The organism is Wolbachia endosymbiont (group A) of Gymnosoma rotundatum (genome assembly GCF_947250765.1).
Lineage (GTDB): Bacteria > Pseudomonadota > Alphaproteobacteria > Rickettsiales > Anaplasmataceae > Wolbachia > Wolbachia pipientis.
Genome location: NZ_OX366347.1, coordinates 969,096 through 987,734 on the forward strand (window position 1 = coordinate 969,096; position 18,639 = coordinate 987,734).

The 18,639-nt window shown below is 35.4% G+C and carries 18 protein-coding genes and 1 riboswitch; of the genes, 5 read left to right on the plus strand and 13 right to left on the minus strand.

Translation table 11 applies throughout. The features are described from left to right. Nucleotides 1–191 precede the first annotated feature (191 nt). Nucleotides 192–368: a hypothetical protein gene (locus tag OOK97_RS04825; RefSeq protein WP_174930852.1), complete on the minus strand. Its 177-nt coding sequence runs from the start codon at nucleotides 366–368 to the stop codon at nucleotides 192–194. A 719-nt stretch (nucleotides 369–1,087) separates the two neighbouring features. Here OOK97_RS04825 and OOK97_RS04830 point away from each other — a divergent pair. Together OOK97_RS04830 and OOK97_RS04835 are read left to right on the plus strand one after the other, a co-directional pair. Then, on the plus strand, nucleotides 1,088–2,185 hold the full coding sequence (locus OOK97_RS04830) for an ATP-binding protein (protein ID WP_264705050.1): 1,098 nt from the start codon (nucleotides 1,088–1,090) through the stop codon (nucleotides 2,183–2,185). 240 nt (nucleotides 2,186–2,425) lie between these two features. Further along, nucleotides 2,426–3,424, plus strand: a complete 999-nt coding sequence (locus OOK97_RS04835; protein ID WP_264705052.1) for a pyruvate dehydrogenase complex E1 component subunit beta — start codon at nucleotides 2,426–2,428, stop codon at nucleotides 3,422–3,424. On the opposite strand, the gene OOK97_RS04840 is transcribed toward OOK97_RS04835, so the two are convergent. Next, nucleotides 3,400–3,780, minus strand: a complete 381-nt coding sequence (locus OOK97_RS04840; RefSeq protein ID WP_015588961.1) for a TrbC/VirB2 family protein — start codon at nucleotides 3,778–3,780, stop codon at nucleotides 3,400–3,402. The genes OOK97_RS04835 and OOK97_RS04840 overlap by 25 nt on opposite strands. A 101-nt stretch (nucleotides 3,781–3,881) precedes the next feature. On the opposite strand from OOK97_RS04840, the gene OOK97_RS04845 reads away from it, so the two are divergent. Continuing rightward, nucleotides 3,882–4,103 (plus strand): hypothetical protein, encoded by a 222-nt coding sequence (locus tag OOK97_RS04845; RefSeq protein ID WP_264705054.1) that lies wholly within the window; start codon nucleotides 3,882–3,884, stop codon nucleotides 4,101–4,103. Between the two features lie 24 nt (nucleotides 4,104–4,127). Further along, nucleotides 4,128–5,084, plus strand: a complete 957-nt coding sequence (locus OOK97_RS04850; protein ID WP_253303449.1) for an IS5 family transposase — start codon at nucleotides 4,128–4,130, stop codon at nucleotides 5,082–5,084. A gap of 185 nt (nucleotides 5,085–5,269) precedes the next feature. Here the strand turns inward: OOK97_RS04850 and OOK97_RS04855 are convergent, their stop codons facing one another. From OOK97_RS04855 to pgsA, 11 genes are all read right to left on the minus strand, one after another. Further along, the gene (locus OOK97_RS04855) at nucleotides 5,270–6,145 is read right to left on the minus strand and encodes a hypothetical protein (protein WP_264705056.1); all 876 of its coding nucleotides are present in this window, start codon (nucleotides 6,143–6,145) and stop codon (nucleotides 5,270–5,272) included. Between the two features lie 498 nt (nucleotides 6,146–6,643). Next, nucleotides 6,644–8,440 (minus strand): translation elongation factor 4, encoded by a 1,797-nt coding sequence (lepA, locus tag OOK97_RS04860; RefSeq protein ID WP_264339418.1) that lies wholly within the window; start codon nucleotides 8,438–8,440, stop codon nucleotides 6,644–6,646. Nucleotides 8,441–8,515: 75 nt separating this feature from the next. Continuing rightward, entirely contained in the window at nucleotides 8,516–9,919 is a 1,404-nt protein-coding gene (locus OOK97_RS04865) for a malonyl-CoA decarboxylase (protein ID WP_264705057.1), read from the minus strand. A gap of 1,185 nt (nucleotides 9,920–11,104) precedes the next feature. Next, nucleotides 11,105–11,797, minus strand: coding sequence for a thiamine diphosphokinase (locus OOK97_RS04870; RefSeq protein ID WP_010962623.1), 693 nt, complete (start codon nucleotides 11,795–11,797; stop codon nucleotides 11,105–11,107). After that, the gene (locus tag OOK97_RS04875; RefSeq protein ID WP_006280002.1) at nucleotides 11,778–12,053 is read right to left on the minus strand and encodes a SemiSWEET family sugar transporter; all 276 of its coding nucleotides are present in this window, start codon (nucleotides 12,051–12,053) and stop codon (nucleotides 11,778–11,780) included. Before OOK97_RS04875 ends, OOK97_RS04870 begins: the two co-directional genes overlap by 20 nt. Continuing rightward, a riboswitch (TPP riboswitch) is annotated at nucleotides 12,042–12,144 on the minus strand. (Overlaps the previous gene by 12 nt.) A gap of 76 nt (nucleotides 12,145–12,220) precedes the next feature. After that, nucleotides 12,221–13,066, minus strand: a complete 846-nt coding sequence (locus OOK97_RS04880) for an SPFH domain-containing protein (RefSeq protein ID WP_264705665.1) — start codon at nucleotides 13,064–13,066, stop codon at nucleotides 12,221–12,223. Between the two features lie 7 nt (nucleotides 13,067–13,073). Beyond that, entirely contained in the window at nucleotides 13,074–14,012 is a 939-nt protein-coding gene (locus tag OOK97_RS04885; RefSeq protein WP_264374048.1) for a M23 family metallopeptidase, read from the minus strand. Nucleotides 14,013–14,015: 3 nt separating this feature from the next. Next, complete coding sequence (locus tag OOK97_RS04890; RefSeq protein ID WP_264705058.1) at nucleotides 14,016–14,756, minus strand: YebC/PmpR family DNA-binding transcriptional regulator; 741 nt, start codon at nucleotides 14,754–14,756, stop codon at nucleotides 14,016–14,018. 59 nt (nucleotides 14,757–14,815) lie between these two features. After that, entirely contained in the window at nucleotides 14,816–15,523 is a 708-nt protein-coding gene (locus OOK97_RS04895; protein WP_213862790.1) for an outer membrane protein assembly factor BamD, read from the minus strand. A gap of 60 nt (nucleotides 15,524–15,583) precedes the next feature. Next, nucleotides 15,584–16,525: a hypothetical protein gene (locus OOK97_RS04900; protein ID WP_209472809.1), complete on the minus strand. Its 942-nt coding sequence runs from the start codon at nucleotides 16,523–16,525 to the stop codon at nucleotides 15,584–15,586. 111 nt (nucleotides 16,526–16,636) lie between these two features. Further along, nucleotides 16,637–17,179: a CDP-diacylglycerol--glycerol-3-phosphate 3-phosphatidyltransferase gene (pgsA, locus tag OOK97_RS04905; RefSeq protein WP_264705059.1), complete on the minus strand. Its 543-nt coding sequence runs from the start codon at nucleotides 17,177–17,179 to the stop codon at nucleotides 16,637–16,639. 134 nt (nucleotides 17,180–17,313) lie between these two features. Between pgsA and OOK97_RS04910 the strand changes: the two genes are divergently transcribed. After that, nucleotides 17,314–18,636, plus strand: coding sequence for a malic enzyme-like NAD(P)-binding protein (locus OOK97_RS04910; RefSeq protein ID WP_264705666.1), 1,323 nt, complete (start codon nucleotides 17,314–17,316; stop codon nucleotides 18,634–18,636). Nucleotides 18,637–18,639: the final 3 nt, after the last annotated feature.

Here is an 18,639-nt window from a genome sequence, read left to right on the forward strand (position 1 = left end):
AATGTTTGCTTATTCTATTCTGGCTGCTTTTTGGGATTTTACAACCTAAACATATGGAGTTGACTTTTTTATTATGGTGTGTGATAATTGCAATGAATATAGCTTATTTAGCAGCACTTATAGCAGCAGCTATAATAAAAATAGCAGCAGTAATACTTTGTGCTATAATGTGTATAAGCATTTTCTTTATATTATTTAAGGGAAAAAGAACACTTAGATTCAAAAGGATTTCTATCTCTTCTGAAAACAGTAGGTGTAATTTCTATAATACTATCAATTATATCTCTCCCACTTATTATATTAAGCCTTACTACTCCGTCACCTCTGGTAGTAGGTATAGTAGGTGGTATCGTTGGTGCTATTTCCATAATACCATTAATAGTAGCTTACATTTTGCTTGTGGCTATATCGAATGTCTTTATTACCAAGTCTTTATAAATTTGAGCTAATGTTACTGTCTTCATTTCTTCTTGGTTGTAATATTGCTGAAAGTTATCTATTTCCATAGGTATAACATATAATCTGATTTTATAAGATATTCTACCGGGATTAAAATATCGTAAATCTTAGGCGTTATAAACAAAATTTACAGGAAAAATAAGATGATACTACTCAAAAAGGCAAACAAGACGGTATTTTTCTGGCATAAGTTAGCGTTCAGCTTTACCTTTCCTTGCAAGACATTTTAGAGCTATTATGTCTTACTTCTTGAAGATACAAGTTAGCGTTTTTAACCCGAATTCTGGATTGGAGATTAAAAAAAACAAGAATATCAATAGCTTATTGTTTTAGCATTTACGATAAAGCAGTAAGCATTTTAAGACTAGTTACTAATTTAGTAAAATTCAAGACTTTCAATAATTTACCTAAAATCTAATCCAGAATTCGGGTTAATAATAAAATCTTGTTTTTTGAAAATGAATTTGGTAAACTTTAAAGATGTATGTGACAATATGGTGATATATTGTTTTTAGTATTTAATAAATTAAAGTACGTACTTGATAATTTTTCTGAACGCTCTAATCAAGCTAAAATAGGTAAGCTAGATAAAATTATTCTTAGTTTAAAATTGGTATAAGGTATTAAGATGAAAAAAATTGAAATTTCAGAATTACTAAAAAGAATTTCAATCTGTTTACTATGCGTGGCAACTATTGTCTCTATCGCTTTTTTGTTTGCCTATATGCATACAATGTTGCTTAGTAAAGGGTATGAGTTAGCTGCACATTATGTTAGTGAAGCTATGCCTTGTGTGTTACTTGTCGTTTTCTTTTTTATTGCTTGGTTTATATATGATCAAATATTCAGCAAACTAAAGGAAGTAGAGCTGCCTATATCGATAGAATTAGCTGATTCAGATGATAAAAGAATAACATTTGCTGATGCTATAATTGATGACTCCTTAAAACAACGGTTGCAGATGATTTGCTGTGACCAAATGACAGAAGAAATGCGCAAGCTGTTTGGAAATAAAAGTATTAATTCACTAAGAGGTTACATATTACATGGCCCTCCTGGAAATGGTAAAACACTTATCGCTCGTGCAATTGCAGGTGAATCAAATATGAATTTCATAAGCATCTCAGGTCCTGAACTTATTGGAGTATATATTGGTCATGGTGCACATGCTGTACGCGAGCTTTTTAAAATAGCAAAAAAATATTCTCCTTGTATAGTCTTTATAGATGAAATAGATGCAGTTGCTCAAAAAAGAAGTACCGCTAATAACTCAGCTTACCATTGTCGAGAGAGTTTAACACAGTTGTTAACTGAAATAGATGGATTTAAGAGCAGAAAAGATATAATAGTAATTGGTGCAACTAACCTTATCGGTGGTATAGATCCAGCACTTATTAGACCTGGACGTTTAGGTCAGAAGGTTTATGTCCCTAATCCAAACATAGAGGTGAGACAAAGGATATTGGAACTTTATATGCGAGGTACAAAAACTGATGAAAAGCTAAACCTCCAAGACATTGCAGACAAGACTGAAGGCTATTCTGGGGCTGAATTAGAGCAATTAGTGAATGAAGCAAAAATTAGCGCTGGTGCGCAAAGACGGCTTATAGTGAGTGAGGAAGATTTCAGTTACGCGCTTCACAGGTTAAGTCCAGAACAAGAAAGAGATAGAATAAGGTTAGTTTCAAACGTGAAGACACAGACAGAAGTATCTTATTCTATTTAGAGTATAAAACTATCATAAATTTTTCTGTTATTTCCAAATAAATTGCTATTAATTTAACAACATACATTACTAAAAGCTTAAATAATCCAGCCATTTCCAGCAACAAAAAACAGCAAGCGTGAGAAGATTTTTTTTTGGAATGAGTTGGTCATGATGTTTGTAAAACTTAATTTGTACACTTTACTTATCCCCAGTAATTCTGATATAGTTACTTTAGTTAAAGTCTATAAAAGTTTATAAATGGCAACCTTAAGTGTAAGAGAAGCTTTATGCACAGCAATTAGAGAAGAAATGCAAAACGACTCTGATGTGCTTATCATGGGTGAAGAAGTTGCAGAGTATGATGGTGCTTATAAAGTAACGAAAGGATTACTGAAAGAGTTTGGAGAAAACAGAGTAGTTGATACGCCTATTACCGAACATGGATTTGCTGGCCTTGCTGTTGGAGCGGCATTTGCTGGATTAAAGCCAATAGTCGAGTTTATGACTTTTAATTTTTCTATGCAAGCTATTGACCAAATTGTGAATTCCGCAGCAAAAACAAATTATATGTCAGGCGGACAACTTGGATGCCCTATAGTATTTCGTGGACCAAATGGCGCTGCAGCAAGAGTTGCTGCACAACATTCTCAATGCTTTGCAGCTTGGTATTCGCATATACCGGGGTTAAAAGTAATAGCACCCTATTTTGCCTCCGATTGCAGAGGTCTGCTTAAAGCTGCAATTCGTGACCCTAATCCGGTAATATTTCTAGAAAACGAAATAGCTTATGGACATGAGCATGAAGTTTCTGACTCTGAGCTATCAAACAAAGATTATCTACTTGAGATAGGCAAAGCTGCTGTTATACGGGAAGAAAAGGATGTAACTATCACTGCTTTTTCATTAAAATTAATGGATGCCTTAAATGCAGCAGATTTACTTTCGAGTGAAGGTATAGAAGCTGAAGTTATTGACCTCAGAACCTTAAGACCACTTGACACTCAAACTGTTATTAACTCTATTCAGAAGACTAATAGGTTAGTTAGTGTAGAAGAAGGATGGCCATTTGCAGGAATAGGAGCAGAGCTGTCAGCCGTTGTTATGGAACAAGGATTTGACTACCTTGATGCTCCAGTTGTACGCGTAACTGGCAAGGACATCCCCTTACCTTACGCTGCAAATCTAGAAAAAAAAGCATTACCACAAGTGGAAGATATAGTTAAAGCCGTACATCAGGTCTGTTTTAGAAAAAAATAGTTCTTTTTTGTGTCTCCTGTTCCACATTGGTCCATCAAAGAAGTATTTCCAGTGCCGCCTATACCACCCATTACTTTTATGACGATAGTTTTAGCACCGAAAAATACAGCACAAAATATACCGAGTGCAAAAAGAGCTGGCCATGGCATTCTACCAAATATCGCAAGCAAAGCTGCACCTATTATCACTACGGTCATAAGCGGTCCGCCTATTCCCCAAACGTAGCCAATAATGTTACATATTACTTGAGCAGTTGTATCAGTATTAGTGTCAGCGGCAGCACTCCCAACATGAGAAAAAGAAATAAATAATACTATAAGAAAAATATTGAAAATTCTCTTGATTGTAGGATTCATCTCTATACCTTAAACTTAGATATTGTAATTATATCTAAAATAGTATAATTTTTAGTAAAACTAGCATAAAGATTGAATAACAAACGGTGCCACAAAAGTAGTTGACACACAACTGCACGAACATTGTGCTACCAGGAGGGCAATGCTTCCTTCTCCTGTCATCCAAGTGCCCTCTTTTTGTCATGAAAGTAGCTGACACTGATTTCCATCCAAGACGGTGTCATCCAACTCCCCTGTCATCCCAGTGCTTGACACTGGGATGGCTTTGTTGCATAGCAACTGAAAAAATCTGGTGGCTACTGACAAAATTCATTATAAAATAGCCATTTAACCTTGAAAGAAAAAATATGCCACAAAAAATGAGGGTCAGTAACCATAGCGAATATAACAAATTTCTAGAAAAAAGAGGAAATATTTTTCATTATATCAACGAAGCCATAGAAAAGTGGTACGAGAATGGTCCAAAAATACCAGGTGGCAACAATATTTATAGCGATAAAGTTGTAATTTTGGTGCACATAATAACTTGTTTATTTAGAATAGGCCTGAGGCAAACAGTTGGGTTTATAGCAGGATACCTTGAGCAAATTGGGAAAAATTTGCAAGTTATCAGCTATTCACAATCATCAAGAAGGTTTAAGAAACTCAATATTAAGATCAATGATTGCAGAATTGATAAAAATAATATGGAAGATATCGAAATTACTATAGACAGTACAGGAATTAGTATATACAACAACACTCCTGGTCATAGCAAAGAAAATAGCGAAGATAGAAAGTATCGCAGCTATGAACAGACAAGAAAATTGCATGTAATGTTGAATACAAACAGCAAAAAAGCCATAGCTGTAAAATACAGTAACGGTGTCTACTCTGATCACTATGGAGCTTGTGATTTGCTAAAAGAAGTCGATTTTCAGTATGTCATAAAAGTACTATATGCAGATAGGGCATATGACAGAGAAAAGCTCTATAAGCTGTGTAATCAATATGGTATAAAAACGAAAATTCCTCCGAAAAACAACGCAGCAGAGCATCCAAAATTGGATTATATGCTTGATAGAAATGCCGCTATTCAGTTAATGAAATTACATGGTGAGAATGGTATAAAAAGATGGAAAGAAGAAGTAAATTACGGAAAAAGATCGTATATTGAAGGATTTTTCTCAAGGTTGAAGCGAATATTTGGGTTTAGTTTTAGGAGCAAATCTGAGATTAATCGTGAGAAGGAACTGCTACTCAAGTGTTATTTGCTTAACAAATTTACTGAAATAGGCATGGCTAAGTTTGAGATAGCTTCATGAATTTATTGTACGTTACCTACTATCCGAAGAGCGATGCAACAAAGCCCACTGGGATCCAGCCTTTCTGCAATCTCATCGAAAACGTTGTAACCACTTTCTATGCTAGTTTGCTTGTGAGCAACCTGGATCCCAGTGTCAGCTACTTGGATGACAAAAAAAGGAGCACTGGGATGACATCTTTATATTTAGGGCAAAAGAGGTACTTTCCGCTCATTTTTAACATTTCCTTCTTTTGCTTCATCCACTTTAGAGTCTGGTTCTTTATGTGTATCAGTCACAGATTCTTTTTCTGCTTGCATTATTTTACCTGATATGTACTCCTTAGCTTGCTTAGCGAGATCGATTACAATAACTACTCCAATTGCAGTTGCAATCGTAAGTGCTAGTGCATGTATTCCTACTGCAGGTAAGGACTCTAGTGCTGCTGATAAAGATGATAAGGAATCTACTTTACATATTGGAAAAACACCACTTACAGCGATAAAAGCTCCAGCTATGATGTTTCCAATAAACAGTAAAAGAGAAGTTAAGAACAAGTGCTGATAATTTTCAGGCTGTTGAGACAATCCTTTCGATGTTATTGAAAGCAAAATGTAAGCTACTATTAATGGTATTATGGAAATAGCACCAACGATACCACCTACTATACCTACTACCAGAGGTGACGGAGTAGTAAGGCTTAATATAATAAGTGGGAGAGATATAATTGATAGTATTATAGAAATTACACCTACTGTTTTCAGAAGAGATAGAAATCCTTTTGAATCTAAGTGTTCTTTAATTCCCTTAAATAATATAAAGAAAACGCTTATACACATTATAGCACAAAGTATTACTGCTGCTATTTTTATTATAGCTGCTGATATAAGTGCTGCTAAATAGGCTATATCCATTATCATTTTACCACTAAACTTAATAACACTGCAATTATCACATACCATAATAAAAAAGTCAACTCTATAGCTAACCCAAGAAAGGTTTCCCACGTCATACCGCGATTCATTTGCGGTATCTCTAGATCCCGCTAACAAGTAGCGGGATGACGGTTGTCGTTTAGCCATAAACATTAAGAAATTTACCAAATAAAAAAAAAGGCAAAAGAAGCCCCGTGGTTGGCTAATTACTTACATTATACTTTCAAGTATGGCGTTTTTTTATTCTAAATGCTTAATAACCGCGATTCAGTTGCTTTTAAACCGCAACTAATCTAAATTAGAAACATTAAGAAATTTACTAAACAGAAAAAAAGGCAAAAGAAACCCTAGGGTAGCTAGTTATTCACTATCCATTTTTTAAGTTGGCGTTTTTTTATGTTTTAAACGCTTTATAAGCGCGTTTCAGCTTATGTAGGTAGAAGTTTTATAAAGACATAAGGTGCACATAGTGCAAAAAATTAAACATGAGACGCCAGATACGTGAGTTTTTTTGTCATTTAATCTGTACAGAGAAGATAAATAAATAGCTTCAGTTTCATGATAAGGGGGCTGGCGGAGTTTGTCAAGTAAGTTTTTTCGTTTCTAACGGTTGTTGCCAAAAACTATACAAGAAGTCTTTTAAGATCAATCACTTATCTTCAAGGCTTGAATAAAAGCATTCTGTGGAATATTTACGTTCCCTATAGAATGTAACCTTTTTTTACCCTTCTTTTGCTTTTCAAGTAGTTTCATTCTTCGCGTTACATCTCCACCATAGAGTTTAGCTGTTACATCTTTTCTGTATGGGTTAATCGTTTCTCTGGCAATAATTTTTCCGCCCACTGCCGCTTGAATCGCGATTTTGTATTGCTGACGTGGTATTAAATCCTTCAAGCGTGCACATATTTCACGTCCTCTTTTTTCTGCCCTACTTTTGTGAACGATACAAGCCAGTGCATCTACGGGCTCTCCATTAATTAAAAAGCTTAATTTATCTATTTGGCTTACCAGATAGCTGGAAATTTCCCAATCCAAACTTGCATATCCTTTGGAAATTGATTTTAATCGATCATAAAAGTCAAAAACAACTTCAGACAGTGGTAATTTATATCTTAACAATGCTGTTGTTGTGTTACCAATGTAAGATAAATCCTCCTGTTCTCCCCTCCTTTCTTCACATAGAGATAGAATCTCTCCCAAGTATTGGTCAGGGACCATTATGGTTGCGGTAATCCATGGTTCTTCCACAATTTCAATTTTCGTTGGATCTGGCATATCACTTGGGTTATGAATATTCAAAATTTCACCACTTCGTGTTGTAACCCTATATATAACACTCGGTGCAGTTGCTGTTAGGTCTAAATCAAATTCTCTCTCGAGCCTTTCTTGAATAACTTCAAGATGCAACATTCCCAAAAAACCACAACGAAATCCATAGCCTAGTGCATTTGAAGTTTCAGCTTCGAAGGTAAAACTTGCATCATTTAAATGTAACTTCTCTAGAGCTTCCCTTAGATATTTAAAATCATCCGTTTTGTGAGGGAAAATGCTACAAAATACCACAGGATGCACTTCTTTAAATCCAGGAAGTGCTTCACTACAAGGTCTCTTTTCCTCAGTGATAGTGTCTCCTACCTTGCAGTCTGCTACTTCCTTCATTGAAGCAGTTATAAAACCAACTTCACCCGCTGAAAGCTCACTCGTCATAACTTTTTTAGGGGTGAAAATACCAATATTGTCCACTTGATATGTAGCATTATTAGACATCATAACAATTCTCATGCCTTTTTTTAGCACTCCATTTTTAACTCGCACTAAAATTACTACTCCTAAGTAAGTGTCATACCAACTATCAACCAAAATTGCTTGCAATGGAGCATTTACATCACCTTGAGGAGCTGGAAGTTTTGCTACTATTGCTTCCAGTACATCTTTTATTCCAAGTCCAGTTTTTGCTGATATTAAAACTGACTCACTTGCATCAATACCGATTATTTCCTCAACCTGGAGTTTTACCCCTTCTGGATCTGCAGCAGGAAGATCAACTTTATTGAGCACAACTATTATTTCATGGTTGTTGTCAATAGCTTTATATACATTTGCAAGGGTTTGTGCTTCAACGCCCTGGCTACTATCTACCACTAAAAGTGAACCTTCACATGCGGCTAAGCTTCGGCTTACCTCGTAAGAAAAGTCAACGTGACCTGGGGTGTCCATGAGATTTAGGCAATATTGATTACCGTCGTTTGCCGTATAATTGAGTTTTACCGTCTGTGCCTTAATTGTAATCCCACGTTCGCGTTCTATATCCATTGAATCGAGTATTTGATTGGTCATTTCTCTTGCTTCAAGGCCGTTACATTCCTCTATTAAACGGTCAGCAAGCGTTGACTTACCGTGGTCTATATGCGCTATTATTGCAAAATTTCTTATGTTGTTCATTTATGGCTATTTTACTTAAGTAGAACCATTTTACATTTTAAGTGTTGTGAGGGCAATCCTTTATTAAGAGACTATTTACTCCTTCAACATAGACGAAACTTTTTTCGAGCAGGAAATCACTTTATTAACCATATAGTTTTCATGATTATTATCTATTTTAGGCAACTCATACAGATAATTTACCATCATTCCAGCCGACTGACTAATACCTTTTTCAGAAGTATCTGCCATCCAGTTTAATTGTTTTATCGATGCACCATTGCTTAAATGAAAATGCGCCACCGGATCATAAGCATTCCCATTACTATTATTCACTTTTAGTAAATAATATGCACATAGTTTAAGCATGCATTGTTTAGTTTCATTTATACATTCAACATTAGTTTTTAATTGCTCTGCACTTTCTAAAATTTCTGCACTAGATTGTTTTATATTTAGTTTGCCCAATAAAGTGACATCTTGGTTTAGATTGTTTTTTAGCCATTTCGTAAAGCCAGGTATTGGAGAAAGAGTTGCATATGTTTTTATACTTTTAAACTCCTGTGATAGCTTTTCTACAACCCTTTTGATCAAAAAATTACCAAGGCTGATTCCAGATAACCCTGCTTGAGTGTTTGATATTGAATAGAATATAGCAGTGCTTGCATTACTCGGATCATTTGAAGGTACTGACTCATCTAAAAGGTGTTGAATGCTATCTGCAATCTTATCCACCAATGCAACCTCTACAAAAATTAGAGGTTCGTTTGGTATCTTGTAATGAAAAAAAGCAAAACAGAGACGATCAGAATCTAGTCTGTTTTTTAGGTCGCCCCAAGAGGAAATTTTATGCACAGCTTCATATTTTATAAGTTTTTCTAGCAATGATGCAGGTGAATCCCAGGTGATTTGACGAAGATCAAGTAGATCAACATCAACCCAAGTATAGAGTATATTTTTTAATTCGCTTTCTAGTGGATTCAAGCTTCTATATTGGTTCTTTAGCTTAAGCACGTCAGAACGCATATCAACAATAAACTTAAGGCCTTCTGGTAAAGAAATAAATTGCTTTAATATTTTAGAACGCGGTGATTCAAGAATTTTTATTAAATCCTGTTCAAATTTATAGTTTAACTCGGGATCTTGGTTTTTCTTATACTCTCTAATTTTCTCATCTATTTCCGCTTTATTCGGATTAAATTTTTCTGCCAGGGTTTGTAGAAATTTTATTTTACCTTTCTCTGATAAGCTTAAGTACAAGTTACCAAGAGATACAGCGTTTTTACGTGCTGAAACCTCCCCTCCCTTTGGATTTAAGCACTCGTTCATCTTCAAGACTAAACTATCGATATCGCGACTGTTGCTTAAATCAGGACTGATGTTACCAATCCACGATCTTACAGCATCTGCCACTCCACCTAGTATTTTAAAAAAGCTTCTTACCGCCTTTTTGTCTTCAACTTTCACTATATCAGTTTTTACCAATGATTCTTTTGTCATAGATTCCCTTTATTATACATGGCTAATGCAAGTCAGGGTCATACCGCTGCGATATCTCTAGATCCCGCTAACAAGTAGCGGGATGACGAATTTGTCGTTTGTCAAATCGTCGGTAAACCCAAGTTATTTTAGCTACATATAGCTTAAGTTAAAGGAAAATTTTAGCTACATAGCAGGCACTATTACTAGATTATTAATAATTCAGTAATACAATAGACTTCTTGCACTACCTCCCAAGCCACAACTGTCATTCAGTAGAAACGAAAAAACTTGCTTGACAAACTCCGCCAGCCCACTTATCATGAAACTGAAGCTATTGTATTTGCTTTCGCCAATCTGCAGATTAAAAGGTAAGGATTACTTAATGTATCGGCGTCTTATGTTCAATTTTTTGCAGTATATAGATACTGTATGTCTTTACAAAACTTCATCTACATCTAGATTTTTATCTAAATAAGCTGAACGCGCTTATAAAGCGTTACAAGACATCAAAAAATGCCAATACTCGACAGAGATAGTAAAAGACTAGCTAACTCGGGGATTCTTTGTCTTTTTTTCTGCTTAGTAAATTTCTTAAACATTTGCAGCGTAGGTTAGTTGCAATTAAAAGCGGCTGAATCTCGCTTGTCAAGCGTTTAAAACATAAAAAACGCCAATATTTTAAAGCGGATAATAACCTCAGGGCTTCTTTTGCCTTTTTTTTATTTAGTAAATTTCTTAATGTTTGTGGCTAAAAGAGTCCAAGAGAGGTGTCATGCCAGTGCTCCTTTTTTTGTCATCCAAGTAGCTGACACTGGGATCCAGCCTTTCACGCAATCCCATCAAGAACGTTGTATTTTACATAACACTTTTATGCTTACCAACTTAATAAAATTCCTGGATCCCAGTGTCTGGGCACTGGGATGACAGGCTAGCCTGACAACCGTCATCCCTGTAAAGATCAAGTATCCCACTACGTGTTAGCGGATGAGATACCGCGGCGGTATGACGGTTCGTGGCGGTATGACGGTTAAGCAATTCGTCATCCCGCTGCTTGTTAGCGGCTAAGAGATACCGCGGCGGTATGACGTAGGACTGCTGTCATTCAAGTAGCTGAAACTGGAATGACACGTCATAAAGGAACCAGTGTCAGCTACTTGGATGATACCTTTTTTCTACTTAGTTTGGGTTATGCAAGAAGTCTATTTACTTCTTAACTTGACGCACATGATGTCTTGCAGCATCATCTACTGTCTCTAAATAAATCATTGCTAGACATATACCACTGTGTACTTCTACGGATACCTTATTGCCTAAACTTCGATTAAAGCAAGAATTTTTTCCCGGAAAAGCAAGATTACTAAGGTGCAGTTCCCATTTTAATCCTTTGGTTGATATTTGAGCTCTCGGTATACCAAGTAAAGATATTTTAGTATTTTTTGGCAAAGAAAAAAAATGGGTAATACCTTTTTGTAAAGTGTAACCTACCATGGGAGGTGAAGGTGTGTAAAAGATACTGCCCGTACTTAGAAAAATGTTAATATTCTGTAGTATGTGATCAATTGCTCCTCCAGTAATACCCGTTACTATTGATGGCAATAACTTTACTGTTTTTAAGTGAGCCATTGCTTTAGAAAAGTCGCAATAATCTTGATCAGGTAGATATATCGTATTCAAATTAGCACGTAAATCCAGATTTACGCTATCCAAATCTCCTACTACAAGATCAGGTTTTACGCCAATTGATAGAAGCTTGTTTGCTCCTCCATCTACAGCAATAATAGGTATATCTCGTTTAAAAAACGATGAGCTCGGTATTTTTCCATTTAGCACTACAATAGAACGATATTGTTGCTGTGTACTGCAGTGCAGCACATGATCATGGTGCAGGTTTTGCATCGTAGTAACATTTTTGAATAATTGATATTATGCTAATCACTAATCCAGCAATATTGCTAAGCACCACAAAAATTGAGCTCTGGTAAAGACCATAGCCAATCCAAGACAATGAACAAATAAGATAGTTTACTAACATTAACATCGATACATCACGAGTAACTTTAGTGATATATGCTTTATATACTTGAGGTGATAATCCAATTAGAGATGCAATTAACGCAATGAAGCCGAAGCATTCTTCAATATTTATATACATACATTTTCCTACGCTTGCTTTAACAATATCAGGTTCAAAGGGTTGTACTTTATGTACTCTCAGCTTTTCTAGAGCACCCCTAATGCGTGTAATTTATAACATCATTTAGTCTATTAATCAAGAAATTAATAGTGACTTGCATTTATGAAACCCAATCGGCTTCTATGCTAATTATTATCTAAACTAATCGTCGGTTGTGCATCTTGCTCAGAGATTAGGGCAACCAACAAATTATTTATCAATTGAACCTTTTGCTTGCCATCTAATTGTAAGCTTTTGTTTTTTTCAAAATGAGCTATTACTTCCTCGACAATTCCTATTGCATTTTGCACTATATGCCTTCTTGCCGAAGTGATAGCATGTGCTTGTTGACGCCTTAACATTGCTTGTGCAATCTCGGACGAATACGCCAAATGCGATATTCTTGCTTCTGTAATCTCAATTCCTGCAATATCTAATCTTTGTTGTAACATTGACTGCAATTCACTCGAAATTTTATCAGAATTTTTACGTAAAGACTCCTCATCGCTTTCGCTATCATACGGATAATTGCTCGCCAATTCTCTAATTACCGAGTCACTTTGTACAAAAACAAATTCGTGATAGTTGTTAACATTATAATACGCCTTTGCAGGACTGCTCACTCTCCAAACAATTACTGCAGAAATCTCTATTGGACTTCCATTTGCATCATTAACTTTTATTTTTTCTGTGTTAATATTCTGAAATTTTAGGGAAACTATATATTTGCTTGAAAAGGGAAGCGTTACACATATTCCAGACTTAAAATAAGTTCCAATATAATGACCAAAAAATTCTATCACTCTTGCTTCATTAGGGTCATTAATAAAAAATCCTTGAAGAAAAGTCAAAATTGAAACGGCAGCAACTCCAAGTGCAATTGTGCTGTCATATGCCAAAAAAAGCAGCGATAAAATTAATCCTAGCGCTATTAGTACAGGAAAAGCCCGAATTTGACTCAAATTTCTATCGTTTATCGTATTCTTATCCATATTGTCTTTAAACTTCTTTTTCACTTGAACTCTCTCTGTTGATCGTTTTATTTATCTTATTTACAAATAGTTTAAACTCTCTTAATTCATGATCAGGCAATTTTACTTCAGTTTTATGCGCTATCGTAAGCGGATCGATGTGTTTGCCGTTATATATAACTTCGTAATGTAAATGAGGGCCTGTTGCAACACCAGTGCTACCAACATAGGCGATGACCTGCCCCTGCTTTACTTTAGAGCCTAACTTTATATCGCCACTAAATCTACTTATATGCGCATAACAGGTTGAATATTCATTTTTGTGTTTTATTTTGATGTAATTTCCATAGCCACCATTCTTTCCTATATATTCTATCACACCCTCTGCAGCAGCGTATATGGGAGTGCCAAGTTTAGCTGCATAATCCACTCCTTTGTGAAAAGCAATTTTACCGCGAACAGGATGCTTTCTATTGCCAAATTTTGAGGATATGCGATAATCTCCATTTAAAGGATTTGCAAAAATTTCGCCATTTTTTAAGCTTATTCCTTCTTTATTAAAATACCTTTCTTTGCCGTCTTGCGATTTATAATGATATAAACTAATAGCTTTCTTGTTTATTGTCAGTGAAGCATATAAAATTTTTTCTTCAGTCTTCTGATTATTAGGCAATCTCTCAAAAAGAACCTCCAATTTACTCTTCGGCACAATGTCTTTTTTAAAATCAACACCGAAATCTTTATATATGTTGATCAATTTCACCACTGTATTTGGCGCCAACCCTTCCGTGGCAAAAAAGGAAGATTTTATGGTACTGGATATGAATAACAACTTTCTATCACTTTCTGTCGTCAAAGTAGCTTTTTTTTTTCTGATTCCATGCTGGAATGGCTGTGCAAGATCTGTTGATGTTTCAGCGGTATATAACGGTAAGATAAAGAGCAGCATAAATACAATCAGCTTCATCATTTAAACAGCATCAACAAAAGTAAAATTACCTTCCACATACTGTACATCATCATTATCTTCTAATTCTTCAACCAATGCAGATAATTTATCAATCAACTCTTTATCGCTAATTTCAATCAGATCTTTTGGCTGCCATGAAAGACGAGCAAGTTCTGGTTCTCCGAATTTTGCATAAAAGGCATCGCGTACTTTACCAAAATCTTTTATTTCACAAGTTATAACGTGTAATCCTTCTTTGTCATTTTCCTCAATATTCAATACTTCTAATTCGATTCCATGACTGAATAAATCATCAAAATTCACACCCTCTGCTTTATAGACAATTAAACCTACATGATCAAAAAGGTAACTAACACTTCCTGTTTCTCCCAAGTTTCCACCCTTGCGAGAAAATATATAACGTACCTCAGAAGCAGTACGGTTGCGGTTATTAGTCAAGGCATGGACAATGAGTGCAGTGCCAGAAGGCCCATGACCTTCATATTGTATTTCCTCGTAATTTTCTCCAGCAACGTTACCAGTTGCATTTTTTATTGCTGTTTCTATTTTATCTTTTGGTAGATTTTCCTTGCGTGCAGCAAATATAGCAGAGCGAAGGCGCGGGTTGAGTTCGGGATCGGGCAGCCCTTGCTTTGCAGCAACTGTTATTTCTCTAATCATCTTCGTAAATTTTTGAGAGCGCTTTGCATCCTGAGCGCCTTTCCGATGTTTTATATTTGAAAATTGTGAATGACCAGCCATATTCAAATAGTTAAAAACCTAATTATATATCAAAGCATAGAAAAAGCTAAAGCAAATTTTCAAGCCTCTGGCTTGGCATCTTGCAGGTTTTCTGCTAATAACATACTTTCATACTGCTCAGCTTCTAAGTCAAGGCCAAGAGCTGAATGGGCTGCTATTAAATGGTTAATAGACTTAGAAAAATATTTAGAATCCTTATAGCTTGCCATATTCTGGAAACGCTTAATTGCTGCTAAATATTCACCACGCCTCAGGTAAAATTTACCGATAGAATACTCTTTTGTTGATATATGTTCTGTGATTAATTTTGCTCTTTCCTTTATCTCGTCTACATATTCGCTGCCTGGAAAGAGATTAATGTACTCAGTGGCTAGCTCTAAAGTTTTATATGCAGTTTGCTGTCCAAGTTGCACTTTATTAATTTGCATGTAATAAGATAATACTCTTAAGTAGTATACATATGGTAAATCTTCACCATTTGAATAAACATATATATAATCATCCATATCACTTGCAGCACTGCTATAGTTACCCATATTATAGTGAGAGACCCCAGATAATAATTTTGCTTTCATTGCCCAATAAGAAAAAGGATACAAATCCTCTATCTTATGAAATGCCCTAATAGCTTGTTTATATTTTTTCTGGTCAAAAAGTTCAACTGCTTCTTCATATAGTTCAGTTTCAGTTTTTTCAAGATCATCCGCATACGATTGTGTAAAGGAGCAAATTAGGAAAATAAAGCACGTGATTAAAGTCTTATACATAAGATTTTTTTCGATCAAAATAAAGTATAGACCTAAATATTACTTAAATAAATAAATTTCTTAGGCAACAGCCGGTCCTTCTTCTTTATAACTACGGTCAGAACTACCTGCATTTCTTGATTCACCTCGTCCTTCCACTTTTGGATCTTTCAGCGTCTTACTGTAGGAATGTATAGTTAAGACCTGTACAGCCATAAAAATTGCAATACCTACCAAGCCTAAAGTAGGTCCAACAGCAGGATTTAAGGACGATGCTAATGCTATTAACATTATCCTTCTTATTAAAAATACAGAAGAACCAGCAAGCGCCAATCCGGCTACAGATATATTGCTAGTTTTCTTGCTAGATTTCTCATCAAGATCAGACTTTTCTGTTTCCTTTTTCTTATTTTTTTCATGCTTATCAATATAAGAAACAAGAGTTGCAAGAAAAGCAATTGCATTGGCAAGAAATAAAATTGCATCCTCTGCTGCTTCAAGTGAAGATGTTTCACCCATTATCATACCTACAATAACCAGTGCAGTTGTTATAGCCTCAATATAGATCAAACACTGACCTATATCAGAAATATTGTGCTCTTTTTCCTTTACTTCCTCTCCATTTTCAATAATCTCCAACTCTCGTTCTTTTTGTGCTATCTTCCTATTATTGTAAATTAAATATAGCGTACAAATAAGAGATAAGACTGTAAAAGGTAATATAGTGTGGCTTAGCGCGCCACTTATCACGCCAAGTAATACCTGATCGCTATATGTTTTTTCCAGTTCAATCGCCATCAGCAATGTAAATGGGACCATTGTTGCCAATGATGCACATTTTCTATATAGCTCTCTTTTTTTTAGTGCTAATAGTTCTTGTTCTAGCCTTTCTCTTTTGACTTCTTTATCAACTGTTGGCCAAAAATCCCAAAAAAACTCTTCTAATGGTTCAAAATCTCTTTTTTTCTTATTCTTTCCTGGAACCTTTTTAGTAGAAGAAAATTTGCCACTAGGTATTTTCATAATATTAACCTAATTAGTTGTAAGTTAATATAATTATACACCTTTTTGCTTTCTGAGTCAATATCACTAAGATATTAACTACTCTTGTCTATTAACTATTTCCTAGGAGATTTAATCAATCTGTTTGATGCCGGCTAGGATATAATTATAGCCTGACCACATAGTTATAATAGCTGCAACCCATAAACAAATCGCACCTGTATATTGAATCATATAATAATCGTTCATTATTAGCGCTACTACAGCAACCATCTGCAAAAATGTTTTAATTTTTCCAGCTTTGCTTACAGGTAGACTAACATTTGTAGCTATCAGAAACTCCCGTAAACCCGAGACTAATATCTCCCGACAGATGATGATAATCGATGGTACTATTGTAAAATCATTTATCTTATGCTTATAAACTAGCATAATTATCGTTGAAACCACTATTAATTTGTCAGCAATTGGATCAAATAGCTTGCCAAACTTTGATTGGACTTTCCACGCACGCGCCAGGTAACCATCAAAAAAATCCGTAATGCATGCAAATATAAAGATTGATATTGTTATCAGGCCTGCATATTTATTTTCTATATAAAAACTTAATATTATTGCTGGTATTGCAAGTGCACGAGAAATCGTAAGCAAATTAGGCAAGTTCTTCTTAAGCATGTAATATCATCTTACGTAATAGGTAAACTTATACAGAAGTACAACAGAGTTCACAAGTTAATAGTTTACAATTGAACATTTATAAAAACTCCATATACTTAAAAAATACAAGCTTAAAATATAAGGATGTAATGATGAACGATGATTTAGATAGTACCACAAAACAAGAAGCGCTTAAGTATCACAGCAGAGGTGGTAACCCTGGTAAAATTTCAATCATGCCAACAAAACCTTTATCTACCCAGTATGATTTGTCACTTGCTTATTCCCCTGGTGTTGCAGCTCCGTGCCTTGAAATAGCTAAAAATCCTGAGGTTGTTTATGATTATACGGCAAAAAGCAACTGTGTTGCTGTCATTTCAAATGGCACTGCAGTGCTTGGACTTGGTAATATCGGTCCTCTTGCTTCAAAACCGGTCATGGAAGGCAAAGCTGTTTTATTTAAGCGTTTTGCTGATATTGATGCAGTTGATATAGAAGTTGATACAGAAAATATAGAAGATTTTATCAATGCAGTAAGGTATCTTGGGCCAAGTTGGGGAGGAATAAATTTAGAAGATATAAGATCTCCTGATTGTTTTATAATAGAGAAACGCCTGAATGAACTGATGGATATTCCAGTGTTCCATGATGACCAGCATGGAACTGCGGTGGTTGTTGCAGCTGGCATAGAAAATGCTCTTGATATTGTCGGAAAGAAATTAGAGGACGTTAAGATCATTATGAATGGTGCTGGAGCAGCCGGTATTGCATGTTTAGAAATACTAAAGTCCATGGGCGCTAAAAATATAGTGCTGTGTGATAAGCAAGGAGTAATATACAAAGGTAGAAACGAGGATATGAATGAGTGGAAGGAAAAGTATGCAATTGATACTTCCGAACGTTCTCTACTTGATACAATAAAAGGCGCTGATGTATTCATCGGACTATCTGCAAAAGATGTGTTAAATGAAGAGATGTTAAAGAGTATGGGCAAAGACCCGATTATTTTTGCTCTTGCCAATCCCGATCCAGAAGTAAGGCCTGAGTTTGCAAAATCTGTGAGGCCAGATGCAATAATTGCAACTGGTAGGTCAGATTACAACAACCAAGTCAACAACGTAATGGGTTTTCCTTATATATTTAGAGGGGCACTTGATGTACATGCAACAACAATAAATGATGAAATGAAAATTGCAGCTGCAGATGCAATAGCAAAGCTTGCCCGTGAGCCAGTACCAGGTGAGATATCTGCAGTCTATGGCGGTCGTAAAATGGGCTATGGACGTGAATATATAATACCTACTCCATTTGACCCAAGATTAATTTCTATAGTAGCTCCTGCTGTTGCAAAAGCCGCAGTTGATTCAGGTGTTGCAAGAAAGGCAATACAAGATTGGAGTAAATATGAAAATCAATTAAAATCTCGTCTTTCTAATGTTCTCAGCACGCTGAATTTACTATCTTCACATATGTAATTT

Bases quoted from the DNA above. Each gene is read 5' to 3' on its own strand.
- OOK97_RS04825 (WP_174930852.1), bottom strand. From the start codon at position 368: ATGGAAATAGCACCAACGATACCACCTACTATACCTACTACCAGAGGT.
- OOK97_RS04830 (WP_264705050.1), top strand. From the start codon at position 1,088: ATGAAAAAAATTGAAATTTCAGAATTACTAAAAAGAATTTCAATCTGT.
- OOK97_RS04835 (WP_264705052.1), top strand. From the start codon at position 2,426: ATGGCAACCTTAAGTGTAAGAGAAGCTTTATGCACAGCAATTAGAGAA.
- OOK97_RS04840 (WP_015588961.1), bottom strand. From the start codon at position 3,780: ATGAATCCTACAATCAAGAGAATTTTCAATATTTTTCTTATAGTATTA.
- OOK97_RS04850 (WP_253303449.1), top strand. From the start codon at position 4,128: ATGCCACAAAAAATGAGGGTCAGTAACCATAGCGAATATAACAAATTT.
- OOK97_RS04855 (WP_264705056.1), bottom strand. From the start codon at position 6,145: ATGGCTAAACGACAACCGTCATCCCGCTACTTGTTAGCGGGATCTAGA.
- lepA (WP_264339418.1), bottom strand. From the start codon at position 8,440: ATGAACAACATAAGAAATTTTGCAATAATAGCGCATATAGACCACGGT.
- OOK97_RS04865 (WP_264705057.1), bottom strand. From the start codon at position 9,919: ATGACAAAAGAATCATTGGTAAAAACTGATATAGTGAAAGTTGAAGAC.
- OOK97_RS04870 (WP_010962623.1), bottom strand. From the start codon at position 11,797: ATGCAAAACCTGCACCATGATCATGTGCTGCACTGCAGTACACAGCAA.
- OOK97_RS04875 (WP_006280002.1), bottom strand. From the start codon at position 12,053: ATGTATATAAATATTGAAGAATGCTTCGGCTTCATTGCGTTAATTGCA.
- OOK97_RS04880 (WP_264705665.1), bottom strand. From the start codon at position 13,066: ATGGATAAGAATACGATAAACGATAGAAATTTGAGTCAAATTCGGGCT.
- OOK97_RS04885 (WP_264374048.1), bottom strand. From the start codon at position 14,012: ATGAAGCTGATTGTATTTATGCTGCTCTTTATCTTACCGTTATATACC.
- OOK97_RS04890 (WP_264705058.1), bottom strand. From the start codon at position 14,756: ATGGCTGGTCATTCACAATTTTCAAATATAAAACATCGGAAAGGCGCT.
- OOK97_RS04895 (WP_213862790.1), bottom strand. From the start codon at position 15,523: ATGTATAAGACTTTAATCACGTGCTTTATTTTCCTAATTTGCTCCTTT.
- OOK97_RS04900 (WP_209472809.1), bottom strand. From the start codon at position 16,525: ATGAAAATACCTAGTGGCAAATTTTCTTCTACTAAAAAGGTTCCAGGA.
- pgsA (WP_264705059.1), bottom strand. From the start codon at position 17,179: ATGCTTAAGAAGAACTTGCCTAATTTGCTTACGATTTCTCGTGCACTT.
- OOK97_RS04910 (WP_264705666.1), top strand. From the start codon at position 17,314: ATGAACGATGATTTAGATAGTACCACAAAACAAGAAGCGCTTAAGTAT.